The organism is Bradyrhizobium huanghuaihaiense (genome assembly GCF_025200885.1).
GTDB lineage: Bacteria > Pseudomonadota > Alphaproteobacteria > Rhizobiales > Xanthobacteraceae > Bradyrhizobium > Bradyrhizobium huanghuaihaiense.
Window position 1 is genome coordinate 3,632,732 of record NZ_CP104172.1, and the last position, 19,907, is coordinate 3,652,638.

At 64.7% G+C, this 19,907-nt stretch carries 14 protein-coding genes and 2 riboswitches; of the genes, 5 read left to right on the forward strand and 9 right to left on the reverse strand.

Annotation, left to right across the window (positions count from 1 at the left end):
- Positions 1-4: 4 nt before the first annotated feature.
- From N2603_RS17205 to N2603_RS17230, 6 genes are all read right to left on the reverse strand, one after another.
- On the reverse strand, positions 5-1,510 hold the full coding sequence (locus N2603_RS17205; protein WP_260389712.1) for a M81 family metallopeptidase: 1,506 nt from the start codon (positions 1,508-1,510) through the stop codon (positions 5-7).
- A 212-nt stretch (positions 1,511-1,722) separates the two neighbouring features.
- Positions 1,723-3,372, reverse strand: coding sequence for an ABC transporter ATP-binding protein (locus N2603_RS17210; RefSeq protein ID WP_260389713.1), 1,650 nt, complete (start codon positions 3,370-3,372; stop codon positions 1,723-1,725).
- 159 nt (positions 3,373-3,531) lie between these two features.
- Positions 3,532-4,419 carry an ABC transporter permease gene (locus tag N2603_RS17215; protein WP_018647026.1) on the reverse strand — a complete coding sequence of 296 codons (888 nt, stop codon included), beginning with the start codon at positions 4,417-4,419 and terminating at the stop codon, positions 3,532-3,534.
- Between the two features lie 17 nt (positions 4,420-4,436).
- The gene (locus N2603_RS17220) at positions 4,437-5,378 is read right to left on the reverse strand and encodes an ABC transporter permease (protein WP_018647027.1); all 942 of its coding nucleotides are present in this window, start codon (positions 5,376-5,378) and stop codon (positions 4,437-4,439) included.
- A 181-nt stretch (positions 5,379-5,559) separates the two neighbouring features.
- Positions 5,560-6,861: a D-amino acid dehydrogenase gene (locus tag N2603_RS17225; RefSeq protein WP_260389714.1), complete on the reverse strand. Its 1,302-nt coding sequence runs from the start codon at positions 6,859-6,861 to the stop codon at positions 5,560-5,562.
- Positions 6,862-6,928: 67 nt separating this feature from the next.
- A riboswitch (glycine riboswitch) is annotated at positions 6,929-7,034 on the reverse strand.
- 3 nt (positions 7,035-7,037) lie between these two features.
- A riboswitch (glycine riboswitch) is annotated at positions 7,038-7,142 on the reverse strand.
- A gap of 203 nt (positions 7,143-7,345) precedes the next feature.
- Positions 7,346-8,476, reverse strand: coding sequence for a M20/M25/M40 family metallo-hydrolase (locus N2603_RS17230; protein WP_260389715.1), 1,131 nt, complete (start codon positions 8,474-8,476; stop codon positions 7,346-7,348).
- Between the two features lie 271 nt (positions 8,477-8,747).
- On the opposite strand from N2603_RS17230, the gene N2603_RS17235 reads away from it, so the two are divergent.
- From N2603_RS17235 to N2603_RS17245, 3 genes are all read left to right on the forward strand, one after another.
- Positions 8,748-10,355, forward strand: coding sequence for an ABC transporter substrate-binding protein (locus N2603_RS17235; protein WP_260389716.1), 1,608 nt, complete (start codon positions 8,748-8,750; stop codon positions 10,353-10,355).
- 147 nt (positions 10,356-10,502) lie between these two features.
- Positions 10,503-12,110: an ABC transporter substrate-binding protein gene (locus N2603_RS17240; RefSeq protein WP_260389717.1), complete on the forward strand. Its 1,608-nt coding sequence runs from the start codon at positions 10,503-10,505 to the stop codon at positions 12,108-12,110.
- 210 nt (positions 12,111-12,320) lie between these two features.
- Positions 12,321-13,952, forward strand: coding sequence for a glycosyltransferase family 39 protein (locus N2603_RS17245; protein ID WP_341850474.1), 1,632 nt, complete (start codon positions 12,321-12,323; stop codon positions 13,950-13,952).
- Positions 13,953-13,961: 9 nt separating this feature from the next.
- Here the strand turns inward: N2603_RS17245 and N2603_RS17250 are convergent, their stop codons facing one another.
- Positions 13,962-14,102 carry a hypothetical protein gene (locus tag N2603_RS17250; protein WP_260389718.1) on the reverse strand — a complete coding sequence of 47 codons (141 nt, stop codon included), beginning with the start codon at positions 14,100-14,102 and terminating at the stop codon, positions 13,962-13,964.
- Between the two features lie 59 nt (positions 14,103-14,161).
- Positions 14,162-15,406, reverse strand: coding sequence for a multidrug effflux MFS transporter (locus N2603_RS17255; RefSeq protein ID WP_260389719.1), 1,245 nt, complete (start codon positions 15,404-15,406; stop codon positions 14,162-14,164).
- A gap of 349 nt (positions 15,407-15,755) precedes the next feature.
- On the opposite strand from N2603_RS17255, the gene N2603_RS17260 reads away from it, so the two are divergent.
- Both N2603_RS17260 and N2603_RS17265 read left to right on the forward strand, forming a co-directional pair.
- A complete protein-coding gene (locus N2603_RS17260; RefSeq protein ID WP_260389720.1) occupies positions 15,756-17,048 on the forward strand; it encodes a hypothetical protein in 1,293 nt (430 codons plus the stop codon).
- On the forward strand, positions 17,045-18,337 hold the full coding sequence (locus tag N2603_RS17265; RefSeq protein WP_260389721.1) for a hypothetical protein: 1,293 nt from the start codon (positions 17,045-17,047) through the stop codon (positions 18,335-18,337). The genes N2603_RS17260 and N2603_RS17265 overlap by 4 nt, the downstream gene beginning before the upstream one ends.
- A gap of 2 nt (positions 18,338-18,339) precedes the next feature.
- Here N2603_RS17265 and N2603_RS17270 read toward each other — a convergent pair whose 3' ends face one another.
- Positions 18,340-19,872, reverse strand: coding sequence for a hypothetical protein (locus N2603_RS17270; RefSeq protein ID WP_260389722.1), 1,533 nt, complete (start codon positions 19,870-19,872; stop codon positions 18,340-18,342).
- Positions 19,873-19,907: the final 35 nt, after the last annotated feature.

Here is a 19,907-nt window from a genome sequence, read left to right on the forward strand (position 1 = left end):
CCGGTTAGCGTGAAGGGGATTTGAAAGCGGGGCCGTTCGGCTTGATGCGGATGCCCGGGCGCAGGCGCGTCCAGGGGAGAGACGCGGTGTCGGCCGGCATCGCGCCGGGCGCGGCGCAGATCATCAGCGTCTCCGCGATCGGCTCGAAATCGGCGCGGAAGTGCACCGAGCTCTTGTTGACCAGGATCTTCTCTTGTGTCGGCTCGATGCCGACATAGCGGTACATCGCCTGGTCGGCGAGCTGGGCCTTGTGCGAGGAGACGACGACGCGGACGTCGCCGATACGCAAGGCTGCGGAGGGACCCATCTCCATCTCGCGGCCGCCGTAATAGGGGCCGGGCGCGATGAAGCGGCCGTCGGAGAGCTTTTCGACCACAAACGTCTCGCGATAGGGCTCGTCGCCGGGGATGCCGGACTTGCCGCCGAGCGACAGCGTCACGGTGGCGCCGACACCGGCCGCGTGCGCGGCCTTCGCCGATTCCGGATCGTAGATGGCGCCGGTCGCGGCACTCGCCTTGTTCCGCACCAGCGCACGCAGCATGCCCGTGGTGTCGGAATCGCCGCCGGCGCCGGGATTGTCCTGGGTGTCGGCGATGATGATCGGCTTGCTCGCGCCCTTCGAAAGTTCCATCGCATGGCGCACGCCGTCGTCGGGTGTCCAGATCTTGCCGTCGAAATCGTCCTCGTGGCTTTCGATCAGCTTGACGATCGCGTCCGCCGCCCGGTCCGCGTCTTCTTGCGTCTTGCCATAGGCGAACACACTCGGGCCGCAGTCACGAAAATCGGCGGCGGGGAAGCCGGGCGCGAAGGAGAGTGTCGGAACCGCATCGCTCTCCAGCGCGGCAAGCTTTTCGTAAATGCCCCTGGTGGGGAAGTCGTTGGTGCATTGCCAGCTGATCGCGATCAGGAACGGCAATTGCCGGAATGATTTTGCAAACCGCTGCCTGGTCGTCAGCAACAACGCGAGATGCTTTGCACAGGCGCGGCCGGTGTCGGCCATGTCGACATGCGGATAGGTGTGGTATGCGATCAGCGCGTCCGCATGATCCATCATTGCGGGCGTGACATTGGCGTGCAGGTCGAGGCTCGCGACCAGCGGAACATCCTTGCCGATGACGCGCCGCACACGCGCCAGGATCTCGCCTTCGCCGTCATCGAGATGTTCGGTCACCATCGCGCCGTGCAGGTCGAGATAGACCGCGTCGATCGGGCCCGCGGCTTTGATGCCGTTGACCATGACCTTCACGATGCGCTCGAACGCATCCTTGGTGACATGCGCCGACGGGCTCGCACCGCAGGCAATGGTCGGGATGAGTTCCCAGCCGTTCGCTTCGGCGCTGTCGACGAAACCGGCAAGGCCGACATTGATGCGCCGCATCACCCTCAAGACGTCGGCACCTTCAGTCATCGCCGGCCAGCCGCCGCCATGCTGGAAATCCGCGAACGTCGCCTTGGTCGGGGCGAAAGTGTTGGTCTCGTGCAGGAAGCCGCCGACGGCGATACGTGTCATCAATTCAAGTCCCAGGCAAAGAATGCCGCGACGTTACCTGCCTTTGCGACAAGCGCAAGCAAGGCAGACAATCGCGCCACGCATGGCCTCAAGCTATTTTGGGAATGCTTGCAGCGCTCACCGTCATTGCGAGCGAAGCGAAGCAATCCAGAATCTTTCCGCGGGGGCAGTCTGGATTGCTTCGCTTCGCTCGCAATGACGGAGTATGCGGATCAAGCCGTGGTCCCCACACCCTCCGTCACCGGCCGGAAGTTCGCAAAGTCCCAGTCACGTCCCGGCGCCGCATCCAGCAGCGCCCTGGTGTAGGCCTCCTTCGGATGCGTCAGCACTTCGGCGGCGGGGCCCTGTTCGACGACACGGCCGTGCTGCATCACCACGACCTCGTCGCAGATTTGCGCGGCGACGCGCAGGTCATGGGTGATGAACAGGATGGCGATGCCGAGCCGCTTCTGGATCTCGTCGAGCAGTTCCAGCACCTGCGCCTGCACCGAGACGTCGAGCGCGGAGACGGCTTCGTCCGCGACCAGCACGTCCGGATCGAGCGCGAGGGCGCGGGCGATCGCGATACGCTGGCGCTGGCCGCCGGAGAACTGGTGCGGATAGCGCGACACCGCGTCGGCCGGCAGGCCGACGAGCTCGAGCAGCTCGCGGGCGCGCTTCATCGCGTCCGCATGCGAGGTGCCGTAATTGATCGGGCCTTCGGCGATGCTCTCGCCGACGGTCACGCGCGGGTTGAGCGAGCGGTAGGGATCCTGGAACACGATCTGGATCTTCTGCCGGTGCGGCTGCAGCAGGCGGCGCGAGATGTCGGAGATCTCGCGGCCGGCCAGGCGCACGCCGCCCGAGGTCGGATCGATCAGGCGGACGATGCAGCGCGCCACAGTGGACTTGCCCGAGCCGCTCTCACCGACGATGCCGAGCGTGCGGCCCTTGCGCAGCGTCAGAGTGACCTTGTCGGCGGCGACGACCTCGCGGCCTTTGCCGAAGAACGCACGCTCCTTGTAGACCTTGCTGAGGTCGTTGGCCTCGAGCACGACAGGCTCGCGGCTCTCCTCGCGCGGCGGCCGCGGCACCAGGCTCGGCACCGAGGCCAGCAGGTTGCGGGTATATTCCATGGTCGGATTGCGCAGCACGGTCTCGAGCGGACCGGTCTCGACGAGGCGGCCCTGCCGCATCACCGCGACGCGGTCGGCGATCTCGGCCACCACGCCCATGTCGTGGGTGATGAACAGCACGGCGGTGCCGTGATCGCGCTGGAGGTCGCGGATCAGGGTCAAAATCTGCTTCTGCGTGGTGACGTCGAGCGCGGTGGTCGGCTCGTCGGCGATCAGCAGCTTGGGCTCCAGCACGAGCGCCATCGCGATCATGATGCGCTGGCGCTGGCCGCCGGAGAGGCGGTGCGGGTAGGAGGCGAAGATGCGCTCGACCTGGGGCAGGCGGACCTGCTCCATCATGTCGAGGATGCGCTTCTTGCGCGCCCTCGCATCGAGCTTGGTGTGGGCGCGCAGCACCTCGTCGATCTGGCGGCCGACCGGCACCACCGGATTGAGCGCGGTCATCGGCTCCTGGAAGATCATCGCCATCTGCGTTGCGCGGAGCTGGCGCAGGCGGCGGTCGGTCGCGGTGAGCAGCTCTTCGCCGACCAGCTTGACGCTGCCGGAGGTCGGCACCAGCGTGCCCTTCGGCAACAGGCCCATCGTGGTGAGCGAGGTCACCGATTTGCCCGAGCCGCTTTCGCCGACGAGGCACAGCGTCTCGCGCTCGCGCACCTGGATCGAGATGCCGTCGATGATCTTCGCACCGCCCGGCTTCTTGCCGACGGAGACGACGAGGTTGTTGATGTCGAGAACAGGGTTGGTCATCAGGTCACTCCGTCGTCATTGCGAGGAAGCCCGCGACAAAATTGCAGAGCAATTTTGCGCTGTAGCGACGAAGCAATCCAGAATCTTTCCGCGGAGGCAGACTGGATTGCTTCGCTTCGCTCGCAATGACGGAACAAGGGGATGGGTCGGCGAAACAAATCACTTCCCCTCCCGCTGCTTCATGCGGGGATCGAGGGCGTCACGGGCGGCGTCGCCGATCAGGTTGATGCTGAGGATGGCGATCGAGAGCAAGAGGCCCGGCCAGAAGATCAGCGACGGCTTGATCTGGAAGTACTGGCGGCCCTCGGCCATGATGTTGCCCCAGGTCGGCGTCTCCGGCGAGATGCCGGCGCCGAGGAAGGAGAGGATCGCCTCGGTGAGGATCGCGGAGGCGCAGACGTAGGTGCCCTGGACGATCAGCGGCGCGATCGTGTTCGGCATCAGGTGGCGCCACATGATCTTCGGCAGGCTCGAGCCGACCGAGATCGCGGCCTCGACGTAAGGCTCCTCGCGCGCCGACAGCACGACCGAGCGGACCAGGCGCGCCACGCGCGGAATCTCAGGGATCGTGATCGCGATCAGCACGGTCCAGATGCTGGCGCCGGAGAGCGAGACCACCGCGATCGCGAGCAGGATGCTCGGCATCGCCATCAGGCCGTCCATGATGCGCATCATCACGGAATCGACCAGCTTGAAGAAGCCGGAGACGAGGCCGATCGAAAGGCCGATGACGATCGACAGGATCGCCGAGCCGATGCCGATCAGAAGCGAGATGCGGCCGCCATAGACCACGCGCGACAACAGGTCGCGTCCGTATGCGTCGGTGCCGAGCAGGAATTGCGCCGAAGCCGGCTTCAATCGCTGCGACGGCGCAAGCTGGATCGGATCATGCGGCGCGATCAGCGGCGCGAGGATCGAGATCACCACGATCAGGGCGAGCAGGAACGTCGCCGTCGCGATGATCGGCGTCGAGGTCAGGAATCCGAAGCGCGGCCGCAGCGGCGACGTGATCGGAATGGACGACTGGGGAAGGGTATCGACCGACATTTGTTCTTGTCCTTGCCTCAGTACCGGATCCGGGGATCGAGCAGGGTATAGGCGACGTCGATGAGAAGATTGACGACGACGTAGATCAGCGACGTCAGCAGGATCATGGCCTGGATCACCGGATAGTCGCGCGCCAGCACCGCATCGACGGTGAGGCGCCCGATGCCGGGGATGTTGAACACGCTCTCGGTGACGACGACGCCGGAGATCAGCAGCGCAAAGCCGGTGCCGATCACGGTGATCACGGGCACGGCGGCATTGCGCAGCGCATGCCGCATCATCACGGCAACCTCGTTGATGCCTTTCGCACGTGCCGTTCGCACGTAATCTTCGCCGAGAACGTCGAGCATCGCCGCGCGCGTCATGCGCGCGATCAGCGCGATGTAGATGAAGGACAGGGCGCAGGTCGGCAGGATCATGCGCTCGAAGAACGGCCCGAAACCGTTGAAGATGCTGCGGAAGCCCTGCACCGGCACCAGGCGCAGATCGATCGCGAAGACCTCGATCAGGACATAGCCGACCACGAACACCGGCACGGAGAAGCCCAGGACCGACAGGCCCATGACGAAGCGGTCGATCCAGGTGCCGTGCTTCCACGCCGCGATCACCCCCAAGGGAACCGCGACGATGACGGCGAGGATGATGGTGCACAGCGCGATCGAGATCGACGGCTCGACGCGCTGGCCGATCATCTTCATCACCGGCAGGTTGGAGATCAGCGATGTTCCGAGGTCGCCGTGCAGCAGCTTGTTCACCCAGGTGATGAACTGCACGATCAGGGGCTCGTTGAGGCCGAGCGATTCGCGGATGCGCTCGAGCCGCTCCGGCGTCGCATTGTCGCCGGCGAGGATCGCGGCGGGATCGCCCGGCGTCAGCCGCAGCAGCAGGAACACGAACAGCGCGACGACGCCCATCACGGGCACCGCGGCCAGAACGCGGCGAATGAGATAACCTAGCATGCACCTATCTCCGGCTGCGGAACTTGTGGGCCCCTGGGGCGCCCGTGGATTCGAACGTGTCTATCATGCGCGCCTGTCACTCGGGCTGGGAAAGCCGGCCGGAGATGCCGGTCTTTCGGGGCAAATTGTGTGCCAAGGGCAGGGCAGTCGCAAGAGGCCGCCGCCCGCCGGCTTCAACCACTCAGGATGCATGACGCAGCTCACGCTCAACCCCAAGTGAAGGAACGGTCGGCGGCGCATTGAGCCCGCGCCAGCCGTCGATGGTCCCGGCGATCATCTGCGCGGTGGCGGCCGACAGGGTCCAGCCGAGATGGCCGTGGCCGGTGTTGAAGAACACGCCCGGAATCCGCCCCGCGCGCACCACCGGCATCATGTTCGGCATCATCGGGCGCAGCCCGGCCCAGGGCACGACGCGCGAGGTCTCGATGGCGGGGAAGTTGCTGCGCACCCAGTCGACCAGCGGCTGCACGCGGTCGGCGCGGATGTCGCGATTGAAGTCGTTGAACTCGGCGGTGCCGGCAACGCGAAAGCGATCGGCACCGAGCCGGCTGGTGACGATCTTGGCGGCTTCGTCGAGCAGGCTCACGGTCGGCGTCGCGTTGCGGCTCTCGGCGGTGTCGAGCTGCACGGTGATCGAGTAGCCCTTCACCGGGTAGACGTTGATGCGATCGTCGAGGAGGGCCGCGAAGTGGCGGCTGGCGACGCCGGCGCAGACCACGACACCGTCCGCCTTCAGCATGCCGCGCGCGGAGGCGAGGGCATCGCTTGCAGCAAGATCGGCCCAGCCGAGCACGAAGCCGCTGCCGGCGCGCGCGATTGAATCGATATTGGCCTCGTGGATGAAGGTCGCGCCGCGCCGCTTGCAGGCGTCCGCCAGCCCGCGGGTGAACTTGTGGATATCGCCGGTCGCATCCGACGGCGTGTAGAAGCCGCCATAATACGCCTTGCGCAGCGTCGGCTCGATCGCGCGGATCTCCTCCGGCGTCACCGGACGGCGATCGAGGCCACCTTCCTGCAACAGCGCGTTGACGCGCAGGCCGGATTCGAAACCCGTCTTGTCGTGATAGATGTGGAGGATGCCGCGGCGCTCGAGATCGAAGTCGATGCCTTCGCGCGCTGCGATCTCGAACAGATGCTTGCGGGCTTCGATCGCGAGCCGCGTGGTCTCGATCGTATTGGCGCGGTAGTTGCCGATGTTGGCGACGAACTCGCTCATCCACGAATATTTGTGCCAGTTCGGCCGCGGGTTCATCAGCAGCGGCGCGTCGCGCCGGAACATCCAGCGCAGGCCTTTCAGGATCGTCGCGGTGCTGTTCCACACTTCGGCATTGCTGGCGGAGAGCTGTCCACCATTGGCGAATGATGTCTCCATCGCGGCATAACGGTGCTTGTCGAGCACCGTCACCTCAAAGCCGCGTTCGAGCAGGGCATAGGCAGTCGTCACGCCGGTGATGCCGGCGCCGATGATGGCGATATGGGTCATGGCAGGTTCGGGGCTCCCGTGAGTTAGGATAGGCTGACCGCCGGCCAAAGGCCGTTGGCGGCGCCCCATCTGTCACGGTTACCTGAGAGCTTGATCCGCTGCGGATCACGCAACGGACTATCCCCTTCGGTGGACGCCACGATTGCCTGAAATCGCGCCGCCTCTCTCCAGATCGTCCTGACGATACGGTCCTTTTGCCTGAGAGTTTCCGGGGCGGTTGCTCCGTCGGCGCCGCAACGAAAGCCGAAAACCTTCGTTGCGATCTCTCCCGCATCGTCGCGTGGACGATCGAGCAGTACGATACGCCTCATTTTTAGACAAGGCTAAATTTAGACCGCGACTGCCAACGCATTGTGCAGTGCGATGTTGTCGCAGTCATTCCGGGGCGCGCGTAGCGCGAACCCGGAATCTCGAGATTCTCAGGTGCGCAATCGCGCACCATAGTTCGATGCTGTCGCATCGCCCCGGAATGACGGCTGCGCCGTCACTCCAGCGTCGCCAGCAATCCCGCCATCAAGCGCCCGCGTTCGACGAGGCTATCGATCTCGATGAACTCCTCGAGCGTGTGGCCGTTGCCGCCGCGCACGCCAAGGCCATCGAGAGTTGGGATTCCCATCGCACCGGTGAAGTTGCCGTCGGAGCCGCCGCCGGAGCTCGCATGCGGTAATTCCGCGCCGAGGGATTTGGCGATGCCGCGCGCCTTCTCGTACAGCGCCATGGTGCCGGCATCCGGCTCCCACACCGGCCGCGTCACGCCGCGGGTGACCTTGAAGGTGACGTCGTTGTTGGTGCCCGAGAGTGCCAGCATCCGCTCGACGCCGCGGTCGAGATCGGCCTGGCGCTTGGCCATCGACAGCGCTTCGCCGGTCGCGGTCGTGGCAACGCAGTTGACCCATTGTCCCCCATGCACGACGCCGACCGAAAAGGTGCAGTCCTCCGTCGTCATCGCGTCGATTGCGAGAATCTGCCGCGCCATTTCGCGGATTGCCGAACGGCCCGCCGACAGCGTCGCGCCGGCGTGGCTCGGCCGTCCCGTCGCCTCGAGATTGAAGCGTGCGATGGCGTAACGTCCGGTGGTGACGCCGTTGTCGGCGCGGCCGGGCTCGGGCACCAGCACGTATTTATTGCGCGCGGCTTCCGCCTCGATGATGTCGCGCGTCGAAGGCGTGCCGACTTCCTCGTCGGGCGTGAACAGCACGGTGATCGGCAGCGGCGTCGTGAACGAGGCGCGCGCCAGCTGCCGGATCGCTTCCAGCGAGAGATAGTTGCCGCCCTTCATGTCGTAGATGCCGGGGCCGTAGCACCTGTTGCCCTCGCGCCGCCATTTCAGCTTCTCGATGGTGCCGACCGGATGGACGGTATCCATGTGACCGGCGATCAGGATTCCCGGCTCGCCCCGTTTCGGATGCGGAAAACGCGCGCGGATCACGCCGCCAAAACCCTGACGGCCGGCGATGCGCTCGATCGTCGCACCCATGATGGCCATATCCCGCGCTGCGATATCGAGCATGCGGTTCACCGCGTTCGCGTCCCAGGTCGGGCTCTCGCATTCCACCCAGGTGCGCAGGCCCTCGAGCATGGCCTCGGAATCGAAGGGAAGATTGGCTGGATTCATCTTAATGTCTCTCAAGCTGCGAAAGATGGAACGCGCATTGCATCGGCGCGGGGGCAGGACAAGCGGAGAGCGTTGTAGAGCCAATCCGATCTTTGTGGAGCCCGTGCGCGCGCTGCGAGGGCTTGCAACGAAACCGGATTGACGCGCTCAACACTGTCTGCAAGTCTCGAAAAGATAAAGGCATTGCATGAGGTTAGTTCGCCCAAGGAACGAACCGGATGCTCAACCAATAACCTGCCTTTGAACAGTTTCACGTCAGGAGAAACTTTTTATGTCCAACTTCATGCGCCGGGGGCCTCGCGCGTTCGCCTCCAAACTTGCGCTGTCGGTCGTCGCGCTTTCAACGGCACTGGCCTCGCCGGTGCTTGCGGCCGGCAAGACCCTTACCGCGGTGATGCATTCCGACCTTCGCATCATTGATCCGATCTTCACCACGGCCTACATCACGCGTGACCATGGCTACATGGTCTACGACACGCTGGTGGCCCCCGATTCGAATTTCAAGATCCAGCCGCAGATGGCGGACTGGAAGATCTCCGACGACAAGCTCACCTACACCTTCACGCTGCGCGACGGCCTGAAGTGGCATGACGGCGCGCCCGTGACGGCGGAAGACTGCGTCGCCTCGCTCAAGCGCTGGGCCGCGGTCGACGGCATGGGCCAGAAGCTCTGGGACTTCACCGCGAGCCTCGAGGCGACCGACGCCAAGACCATCACGCTGAAGCTGAAGGAACCCTACGGCCTCGTCCTCGACTCCATCGGCAAGCCGTCCTCGCGCGTCGCCTTCATGATGCCGAAGCGTCTCGCCGAGGTGCCGCCGGACAAGCAGATCCCCGAACAGATCGGATCGGGTCCCTTCAAGTTCGTGCAGGGCGAATTCCAGCCCGGCGTGAAGGCGGTCTACGTCAAGAACACCGATTACGTGCCGCGCAAGGAGCCGGCGAGCTGGACCTCCGGCGGCAAGGTGGTGAAGGTCGACCGCGTCGAGTGGATCACGATGCCGGACTCGCAGACCGCTGTGAACGCGCTGCAGTCGGGCGACATCGACTTCATGGAAAACCTGCCCTACGACATGCTGCCGGTGCTGGAAGCGAACAAGGAGCTCACGATCGAGGTCTCCAACAAGTTCGGTTTCCAGACCCTCGGCCGGATGAACTTCCTCTATCCGCCGTTCGACAACGTGAAGGTGCGCCGTGCTGCCTTGCTGGCGATGAACCAGAAGGACGTTCTCGACGCGCTCGTCGGCAATGCCAAGTACCAGAAGATCTGCGGCGCGTTCTTCGTCTGCGACACGCCGTTCGCGACCGAGGTCGGCGCCGAAACCCTGGTGAAGGGCAACGGCATGGCGGAAGCCAAGAAGGCGCTCGCCGAGTCCGGCTACGACGGCACCCCGGTCGTGGTGATGGCGCCTGGCGACGTCACGACGCTCAAGGCGCAGCCGATCGTGGCTGCCCAGCTGCTGCGCGAGGCCGGCTTCAAGGTCGACCTGCAGGCGACCGACTGGCAGACGGTGGTGAGCCGCCGCGCCAGCCAGAAGCCGCCGAAGGAGGGTGGCTGGAACATGTTCTTCACCAACTGGGTCGCGGCCGACGTGTCCAACCCGATCGCCAATCTCTCGATCGGCGGCCAGGGCAAGAAGGGCTGGTTCGGCTGGGCGGAAGACGCCAAGATCGAGCAGCTCAAGGACGCCTTCGTCCGCGCGTCCTCGATCGACGAGCAGAAGAAGATCGCGGCCGACATCCAGAAGGAAGCCTATGAGCAGGTGATCTACATCCCGCTCGGGCAGTACCTGCTGCCGAGCGGCTGGCGCAAATCGCTCACCGGTGTGCTCGACGGCCCCGCAACGCCGCTGTTCTGGAACGTCGACAAGTCTGAGTAAACCCCAGTCCAAGTAAGGAAAGGCGCATCGCGCGCCTTTCGTCCCGAACGTTACGCGGCGCCGCTGTCATCAGCGGCGCCGCTTGCCTGGAGAACTGCCAAAAGAACTTCCAAGAAAATTGCCAAAAGAACCGTCAGGAGACCTTCGATGTTCGAAATGATGCGCCGGGGACGTCTCGCGTTCGCTTCAAGACTTGCGCTTTCGGTGGTGGCCCTTTCCGCACTGGCCTCGCCGGTTCTTGCCGCAGGCAAGACCATCACCGCCGTGATGCATTCGGATCTGCGCATCCTCGATCCGATCTTCACCAGCGCCTACATCTCGCGCGACCATGGCTACATGGTCTACGACACGCTGATCGCGACGGATTCGAACTTCAAGATCCAGCCGCAGATGGCGGATTGGAAGATCTCCGACGACAAGCTGACCTACACCTTCACGCTCCGCGACGGTCTGAAGTGGCATGACGGCGCGCCCGTCACCGCGGAAGATTGCGTCGCCTCCCTGAAGCGCTGGGCCGCTGTCGACGGGATGGGGCAGCAGATGATGCTGTTCACCGCGAGCATCGAGGCGACCGACCCCAAGACCATCACGCTGAAGCTGAAGGAGCCGTACGCGCTCGTGCTGGAATCGATCGGCAAGCCGTCCTCGCGGGTCGCCTTCATGATGCCGAAGCGTCTCGCCGAGACGCCGGTGGACAAGCAGATCCCGGAGCAGATCGGCTCCGGCCCCTTCAAATTCGTGCAGGGCGAATTCCAGCCAGGCGTGAAGTCGGTCTATGTCAAGAACACCGACTATGTGCCGCGCAAGGAGCCGGCGAGCTGGAGCACCGGCGGCAAGGTGGTGAAGGTCGACCGCGTCGAATGGATCACGATGCCGGACGCGCAGACGGCGTTGAACGCGCTGCAGTCGGGCGACGTCGATTTCATGGAATATCCTGCCATCGAAATGTTGCCCGCCATCGAAGCCGACAAGGAGCTCAAGATCGAGATCCTGAACAAGTTCGGATTCCAGACGGGCGCACGGATGAACTTCCTCCATCCGCCGTTCGACAACGTCAAGGTCCGCCGCGCCGCATTCCTGGCGGTCAAGCAGAAGGACGTGCTCGATGCGCTGATCGGCAATCCCAAATACTACAAGACTTGTGCTGCGGCCTTCATCTGCGACACGCCGTTCGCGACGGACATTGGCGGCGAGACCCTCGCGAAGGGCGGCGACATGGCTGCGGCCAGGAAGGCGCTCGCCGAGTCCGGTTACGATGGGACACCGATCGTGCTCATGGCGCCGGGCGACGTGCTGCTGCTGAAGGCGCAACCGATCGTGGTGGCTCAGCAACTGCGCGAAGCCGGCTTCAAGGTCGACCTGCAGGCGACCGACTGGCAGACGGTGGTGAGCCGGCGCGCCAGCCAGAAGCCCCCGAAGGAGGGCGGCTGGAACATGTTCATCACCAACTGGGTCAGCGCCGACGTGGACAACCCGATCTCCAACGTCGCCGTCGGCGGGCAGGGCAGGAAGGGCGGCTGGTTCGGCTGGGCTGAGGACGCCAAGATCGAGCAGCTCAAGGACGCCTTCGTTCGCGCGACCTCGGCGGAGGAGCAGAAGAAGATCGCGTCCGAGATCCAGAAGGAAGCCTATGACCAGGTGCTTTACATGCCGCTGGGTCAATATCAGGCGCCGAGCGCGTGGCGGAAGTCGCTCACCGGCGTGCTCGACGGCCCGGCAACCCCGGTGTTCTGGAACATCGACAAGTCAGAGTAAGGGGAGGGTGCGGCCTCGCACCTTTCGCTCCGAACGTTACGCCAACGTTACGCCGCGGTGCCGCTGTCGTCAGCGGCGCCGTTTTTGTTTGTTATTCTTGCGTGGGGTGAGAGGGCGGGCCGCTTTTTAATTTTTCCAGTTTCCAATTGTTGCTATTTGTTTCCATCCTGAAATAGATGTGGCGTCTTCGCATCACTTTCCTGTCCTCAGTTGCTTCCCGTGCCGTTCGATTTTGCATTCCAGGCGATGGCCGAACGGTCCGATCGCGCGCCGGCGCGCTGGCGCCGGCCTTTCCTGCGTTGGCTCGACCACGTCGAGGCGGGCTGGGCCGTGCCGCTTCTCATCGCCTGCTTCGTTGCAATCTGGACGCTCTATCTGCGCATTGCCTATGCCGGTAGCGGCCTGCACCCCGATACGCTTGAGGCCTGGGCGCTGGGACGGAATTTCGCCTTCGGCTATCACAAGCATCCGCCGCTGATGGGGTGGGTTACGGCAGCCTGGACCTCGGTGTTTCCGCTCAGCGACTGGTCGCTGCAATTGATGGCGATGGCCAATGCCGGGCTCGCGCTGTTCTTCGTCGATCTGATCTCGCGGCGGTTCGTGACCGGGCACAAGCGCGTGCTGGTGCTGCTGCTGTTGATGTTGACGCCGGCCTATCAATTCCACGCCCAGCGTTTCAACGCCAATGCGGTGCTGCTTGCGATCTGGCCGCTGGCGACCTGGTGCTTCCTGCGCGCGTTCGAGACGCGCACCGCGCCATGGGCGGTTGCGGTCGGATTCACGACGGCGCTGGCGATGGTCGGCAAATATTACTCGATCTTCCTCGTCGCGAGCTTCGCCTTTGCCGCGTTGGCGCACCCGGAGCGGCGCGCCTATTTCTTCTCGGCATCGCCCTGGATTTCGGTCATCGTCGGGCTCGCAGCGCTGTCGCCGCATCTGTATTGGCTCGCGACGACCGGCGCATCGACCTTCACCTATGCGTTGGCCCACGCAAACGGCAATGTGGTGAGCTCGCTCAGTGAGGTCAGAAACTTCCTGCTGGGGCTGGCGGCCGCCGCGAGCGTGTCGGCGGTGTTCTGGGCGTTGATCGCCGGCACGCGGCTGAAGCAGTTTCCGGCCGACTTTGCCGCGATGAGCCCGGGCCTGCGACTTCTCTTCTACGTTGCGGTCGGAACGATCGCGCTGCCGGTGCTGATTTCGCTCGCGATGGGGACCGATTTGCCGTCGCTATGGGCGTTGCAGGGGCTGTTCCTGTTCGCAGTTCTCGTGGTCTGCGGCACGCGCTATCCGATCGAGCGCTTCTACACCGTCAACGTCACGGTGATCGTGGCCGGCGTCGCGCTCGCCGCCGTTCTGGTCGCAGCCCCGATCCATGCCGTCTATCGCAACGACCACGGCTATGAAGAAGGCCGGAATTTCTACGTGCAGGCGGCGAACGAGTTGACCCGCGAATGGCGCGAGCTGACCGGCGAGCCGCTGAGCGCCGTCAGCGGCGACGATTCGCTGGCGTTTGCGACCGCATTCTACGGCCCCGACCATCCGCGTTATGCACGGCCGTTCGCGTATCAGTACAATTGGGGCCTGCCGCGCAAGACGACGCTGGACCGCGGCTGGGCCGCGCTCTGTTTCCGCGGCCAGGACTATTGCAACCGCTGGATGGAGGGGGTGTCTTCGCGCGCCGAGCATTTCGTCAAGCGCGAGTTCACGGTGCAGGCAATGCTTTGGGGCAAGCCCGGCGTGACGCGTGAGGTGGTTGTATTGATGGTGCCGCCGCGCGGAAGAAGCTCGGCACCGGAGGGCGCTGCCGAAGAATTCAGCGCCAGCAGGCGGGCTGCGGAGTAGGGCGCGGGCTCAGCAATGGCTGTCGCGCACTTGCTCCAGCCCTTCGCTGGCAAATGGTGCGGTGAACGCGGCCTGCTCCGCATTCGGCTCGGAACGCTTCAAGTCCTTCGGCTCCGAGGCGTGGTGGTCTTTGCGGAGTTCCAGTTCCATGGCAGAGGCCTTTCGAATTGCTGCAGTACAACATCGAGGCCGCCGGGAAGTTCCTCAACTCACGGACGATGATGCGGCCTGAACAGCCGTCCTTTTTCCACCACCAGCACGATCGCGAGCGCAGCCAGCGTCGACAGGAAGAAGCCGACCGAGAACGGCAGCAGCGTGCCGTCAAAGCTCTGGCCGATCGCCATGCCGACCACGATGCCGATCAGGGTCGTGATCGAGCCGTAGAGCGATGAAGCGGTGCCGGCGATGTGGCCCTGCGGCTCCATGGCGAGCGCGGTGAAGTTCGCCACCATCATGCCGAACGAGAACATCATCAGCGCCGAGAGCACCATGAACAGGGAGAGCGGCAGCACGCCGAGAATCTCCGTCAGCAGCATCACGCCCGCCACCACGGTATAGAGCGTCAGCGCGCCATGCGAGATCACGCGCATGCCGAGCCGTCCGACCAGCTGGGAATTGAGGAAGCCCGCCACGGCGGTGCCTGCCGCGATCGCGGCGAAGGCGAGCGGAAAGTAGCGACCGAGATGATAGACGCCGGTGAAGACCTGCTGGGCGCAGAACACATAGGCAAACAGCGCGCCGATGACGCTGCCGGCAGCCGTCGCATAGCCGATGGTCTGGCGGTTGGTCACCGTCTGGCGGAAGGCCGAGAGCACGTCGGCGGGCGCCAGCGACCTGCGTTCCGATTCGGGGAGGGTTTCAGGCAGCCGCAGCACGCACCATACGAGCGCGAGCAGACCGTAGAGCATCAGCACGACGAAGATGCCGCGCCAGGCCGTCACCAGCAGCACCGCCTGTCCGAATGACGGCGCGATCACGGGCACGGCGATGAACACCATCATCGCGAGCGACATCACGCTCGCCATGCGGCGGCCGACATAGCAGTCGCGCACGATCGAGGTCGCGATCACGCGGGTTGCCGAGGTGCCGAGCCCTTGCAGCGCGCGCGCCAGCAGCAGCGTCTCGAACGAGGGCGCGGCGACCGCCAGCACGCTCGCGACCGCGTAGACCGCCATGCCGCCGAGCAGCACCGGGCGGCGGCCGAAGCGATCCGACAACGGGCCCATGACGAACTGGCCGACGCCGAAGCCGATCAGGAAGGTCGACAGCACCAGCTGGAGATGATTGGCGACGGGGATATTGAATGCCGCCCCGATATTGGGCAGCGCAGGCAGCATCATGTCCATCGCGAGCGGATTGAGCGCCATGATGGACGCGATCACGATGACGAATTCGGGAAAACCCATGGGCCGGTGCCCGGAGGACACCCAATCGTCGGCATTGACGTCGGACAAGAAGCTCACCTCTAGAAATCAGGGCTTTTTCTAGCGCCCATGCTGCGGCGCACAACCCATGTTTCGGGATGGCTGTCAGGCGGGACGAAGGCGGACACGAGTTGGTGAGGTAGCCCGTCACCCCGGCGGCGGCGGCGAGGGGTTGTTGGTCCGCCGCCGTCCCAGCCGCGCGCCGGCAACCAGCCATTCACCATAAGATCGCGGACGCCGCACCGGGGAGATGAATCCGCAACGCATCCTGTCCATTGTGGCCCGACGGGGCGCCGCGCAGGCGCGCCCCGGAGGAATCCGGCAAGACAGGTATCTCGCAGTGTCCGACGTAGCACGATGGTTGGGCCCCTCGGTCGACATGACCGAAAGGCGAAACACTGGGCGAAACACTTGGCTTGCCTGGCTGATCGGGCTGACGGCGCTGCTGGTGCTCGGCAATCTCGTCAGCGACGGCACGCTTCCCCTGAACTACGGCTGGGACGTTCGCGTCAATTGCGCCGCGGTCGATGCCCATGCCGACGGGCTCGATCCCTATTTCGTCAAGAATTTGAAGGGCACCAGATTCTCCTACCCCTATCTGCCCGTGACGCTCGACGTGTTTCGCCCCGTGTGCGCGGGCGGCGTCCTCGTCGCTCATCACATGGCCGTCTATCTCGTGCTCGCCGTGCTCTGCGGCCTGCTCCTGCCGGGACTTGGCCGAACGGGAGCCAGCCCGCGCGATGTCGCGCTCAGGCTGCTCTGCGTGTTCGGCGCGTTCATCGGCTTCGAATGGGTCTGGGCGTCCGGGAATTTCGCGATCCTGGGCGGCGTGCTGACGGCGGTCGCGCTGAGGCCGCTGCTTCGCCCAACGGCATCCGGCGCTGGGGACCGCGGCTTCGCCTTGCGCGTCGGCGGCGCCGCGCTGCTTGGTCTCGTGACCTCGTTCAAGCTGGTGTTCTGTCCCATGATCGCCGCACTCTATTTCCTGCCGCTGCCGCGCGCGCGCAAGCTGGTGCTGATCGCGGTGGCCACGTTCGGCTTCGCATGGCCGATCCTGATCTCGAGGATGTTCTACGCCGACCTGTTCTCGAGCTGGGTGGGTGTGCTGACGAAGCAGATCCCCGATCAGCATGCCGTCGAGCTGATGGAAACCAATCCGTCGCTGCTGCTGCTGGCGCGCAGCCTCCTGGAGCAGGTCGGGCTCGGCGACAGCAAGCCTGTGATGTTCGCGACCTATGCGCTCGCCGCACTCGCGCTCGTGCTCGTGCCGTTCGTGCTGTCCGTCCTCCGCGCGGTCGACAGCGGACCGGTTCGGGCAGGGGGATCGCTTCTGACGCGGCTCGATCGCTGGCTGATCGACCATCCCCACGTGGCCTCGCGCGTCACCGTGCTCGCAATGTTTGCGCTCTACGTCAGCTCGCCGCGCCTCAAGGAATATGCCTTCTTCGAGCTTGCGGTCTATGCCGCGGTCCTCATCGCCGATCTTCCGGCCCTGGCACTCGCCGCCATGCTCGCCGTCGGCTTCATCGCTCCGGGCCTCGTCTCGATTTCGGGACACACGGTGGAGGGCGGCTTTGTCCTCCTCATTGTCGCGCTGGCATGCTTCTGGATCCTGCTGCTCGATTTTCGCGCGGAGCCGATGCGACTTGAGGCGCAGGACGTGCGTTCATGACGAGCCTCGCCTCGTCCGCAGATGCCGGATCCTTGGCCGCGAACGGGTCAGGGAGCCGCTGGCTGACCTGGTTGATCCTGCTCGCGGCGGCGCTGGTCGCCATGTCCGTTACCGTCGACCTCGCCGCGGAAAATACGTTCGGCTGGGACGTGCGGATCAATTGCGCTGCGGTGGATGCTCACCTCCAGGGGCTCGATCCCTATTTCGTCAAGAACCTGAAGGACACGAAACTTTCCTATCCCTATCTTCCGGTCACCCTCGACGCCTTTCGGCCGCTCTGCACCGGCGGTTTTCTCGTCGCCCATTACAAGCCGATCTATCTCGTCCTTGCGGTGATCTGCGCGCTGCTGCTGCCCGGTCTCGGCACGGCCAAAGGGCGCTGGCAAGACGCCGTGCTGCGGGCTGTGCTCGTGCTCGGTGGTTTTCTCGGCTTCGACTGGGTCGTTGCGACCGGCAATTTCGAGATCCTCAGCGGCCTGCTGACGGCGGCCTCGCTCGCATTGTTGCTGCGTCCCGTGCAGTCGGGGGAGCGGGGTGAGGTGAGCCTCGTACCGCAGCTCGCCGGTGCGGCCGTACTCGGCCTCGTCACCGCCTTCAAGCTGGTGTTCTTGCCGGTCCTCGCTGCGCTCTATTTCCTGCCGCAGCCGAGGCGACGCAAGCTGCTTCTGATCGCGGTGGCGGCGGGCATGTTCGCCTTGCCGATCCTGGCGTCGCTGGCGTTCTACCCGGATCTGTCGCGGAGCTGGCTCAGCGCGATCACCGGCCAGATTCCCGGACAGCATTCGCCCGCAAGCGAGGTCAATCCGTCGCTGCTCCTGATTGCTTCGACACTTGCAGGCCAAATTGGACTTGCCGGCAGCAAGCTGTTCGTCATCGGCCTCTACGCGGCAATCGCGATCACGCTCGTGCTCGCGCCGTTCGCTGTCTCGGTGTGGCGCATGGTCAGGCCGCAGGGGCGCGCCGGCAAGGCCTCGCTGCTGCAGGCGCTCGACGACTGGCTGGTCGATCATCCCGCCGCGGCGATGCGCATCACCGTGCTCGCGATGTACGCGCTCTATCTCTGCACGCCCAGACCGAAGGAGTACACCTTCTTCCAGGTGGCGCTCTACGCGGCCGTTCTCGTCGTCGACCTGCCTGCGGTGATGATGGTCGCCACGCTGACGGTTGCGGTCGCCCTTCCGATCCTGGCGTCAGCCTCGGTCACCGCGTTCATGGGCGGCTACGGCCAGCTCACGCTGGCGCTGATCTGTTTCTGGATCCTGCTTGCGCGCGAATCCCAGCGGACGTGATCCTATCTCGATGCGGCCGCGTTCGGGCTCTCGGGCGATGAGGCCGGCGGCGCGGTGTAGAGGCTCATATAGGCGCCGGTGTAGTCTTCTCTCCAGCCTCTCCGGCCGACGAGGAACTGCCGCAGCTCGTCATGGGCTCTGACCCAGAGCACCGCATCGATTTTGTATTTCCGGATCACCGTGTCCCAGGCGGCCTCGTCGATGTCCCAGCGCACCAGCTTGAGATAGTCGCGGAGCAGCTCGTCCGGATAGGCGGTCGCGGCCCGGCCGTCCACGAACAGGGGCACCGCGCCGTGGGTGCGGAAGATCAGCAGCCCGCCGGAATTCCAGTGGTTCAGCACGCGCGAATGCGTGGAATGCGCGAGCAGGTAGCCGGCATCCTCCTCCGAGAGCATGTCCGGCAGCGCCAGCGCCGGTCGCACCTGCAGGAAGCTGAGCGGCAGCACGAACACACCGACGATCCCGGCCGCCAGCATCGCGCGGCGGATGTCGAGCCTCGCCAGCCGCTCGGGCAGCAGCCGGTCGACGTGAAGCGCCATCGGGACTGCCGAGAAGATGAAGAAGAACGCGATGTACCTGAACTGGTAGAGGCCTAGACACAGGAACAGCCATGCCAGCAGGCGCGGCTCCACCGGAATGGGTTTTGAGTTGCGGTAGCGCAGCTCGAGCGCAACGAACGTCAGCGCATAGGCGATGGCGGGAATGCTTCCGGGCAGCTCCATGTTGTGGAAATAGGGACGCCACTCGCCGATATTGGCCTGGATGAAGTGGCCGAGCGTTGCCATCACGCCGTCATGGATGTGCCATCCCAGCGGATTGACGAAGATCGCAGCGACGCACCCGATGCCCGCGAGGCAATAATTCCTGAGGTTCGTCCAGTCCCGCCGAAGCAAGGCGACGCCGGCGAAGACGCCGATGATGGGAAAGGCGAGCATGAAGCCGCCATGCAGATTGACCCACAGCACCATCATCGCCGGCAACAGGAACCATCTGCGTCGCTGCAGGCATTCCCCGTAGAAGATCACCGCGAACAGCATGGTCGCGATATTCGGCGATGCCGCCAGATAGGTGTTCGGCGCCGCCTCGTAGCAGGGATAGAGCAGGCATGCGGCGAAGACGGTGACGCAGACCGCCGGGACCGACGCGCCGCTGCGCAAGCCGCATGAGGTGAGATATCCGACGATGACCGCGCCGCAGGCGACGACCAGCAGGACGATTCCGGCAAGCCCGGCGTGCTGATAAAGCACGCTGGCAATCACGTCCCAGAGCCACGACAGATTGTACCAGCGCTTGTCTCCGAGCGTGAACGCCCATGGATCCTGAAATGGAATCTCGCCGCGCTCCCTGATCAGGTCTCCCGCGGCGATGTGCCAGCCGAGGTCGTAATGGCTGAGCTGCACCGGTCCGTTCGAAATGTAGAACACCGACAGGAACGCGATCAGGACGAGGTAGATCTCACGCCCCTGCAGGTGGCGTCCGAACGCCGTGGGCGCCCCGCCAATCCCCGACCGGGACCAATTCTCGCGCGCGTCCATGAGAGCTCTCACCATCGAAGCCGGCGCTGCAGGCC

What these genes read in the sequence shown, in the direction of transcription:
- N2603_RS17210 (WP_260389713.1), bottom strand. Translation starts at nt 3,372, where the DNA reads ATGACCAACCCTGTTCTCGACATCAACAACCTCGTCGTCTCCGTCGGC.
- N2603_RS17225 (WP_260389714.1), bottom strand. Translation starts at nt 6,861, where the DNA reads ATGACCCATATCGCCATCATCGGCGCCGGCATCACCGGCGTGACGACT.
- N2603_RS17250 (WP_260389718.1), bottom strand. Translation starts at nt 14,102, where the DNA reads ATGGAACTGGAACTCCGCAAAGACCACCACGCCTCGGAGCCGAAGGAC.
- N2603_RS17230 (WP_260389715.1), bottom strand. Translation starts at nt 8,476, where the DNA reads ATGAATCCAGCCAATCTTCCCTTCGATTCCGAGGCCATGCTCGAGGGC.
- N2603_RS17270 (WP_260389722.1), bottom strand. Translation starts at nt 19,872, where the DNA reads ATGGACGCGCGCGAGAATTGGTCCCGGTCGGGGATTGGCGGGGCGCCC.
- N2603_RS17220 (WP_018647027.1), bottom strand. Translation starts at nt 5,378, where the DNA reads ATGCTAGGTTATCTCATTCGCCGCGTTCTGGCCGCGGTGCCCGTGATG.
- N2603_RS17265 (WP_260389721.1), top strand. Translation starts at nt 17,045, where the DNA reads ATGACGAGCCTCGCCTCGTCCGCAGATGCCGGATCCTTGGCCGCGAAC.
- N2603_RS17235 (WP_260389716.1), top strand. Translation starts at nt 8,748, where the DNA reads ATGTCCAACTTCATGCGCCGGGGGCCTCGCGCGTTCGCCTCCAAACTT.
- N2603_RS17205 (WP_260389712.1), bottom strand. Translation starts at nt 1,510, where the DNA reads ATGACACGTATCGCCGTCGGCGGCTTCCTGCACGAGACCAACACTTTC.
- N2603_RS17260 (WP_260389720.1), top strand. Translation starts at nt 15,756, where the DNA reads ATGACCGAAAGGCGAAACACTGGGCGAAACACTTGGCTTGCCTGGCTG.
- N2603_RS17215 (WP_018647026.1), bottom strand. Translation starts at nt 4,419, where the DNA reads ATGTCGGTCGATACCCTTCCCCAGTCGTCCATTCCGATCACGTCGCCG.
- N2603_RS17240 (WP_260389717.1), top strand. Translation starts at nt 10,503, where the DNA reads ATGTTCGAAATGATGCGCCGGGGACGTCTCGCGTTCGCTTCAAGACTT.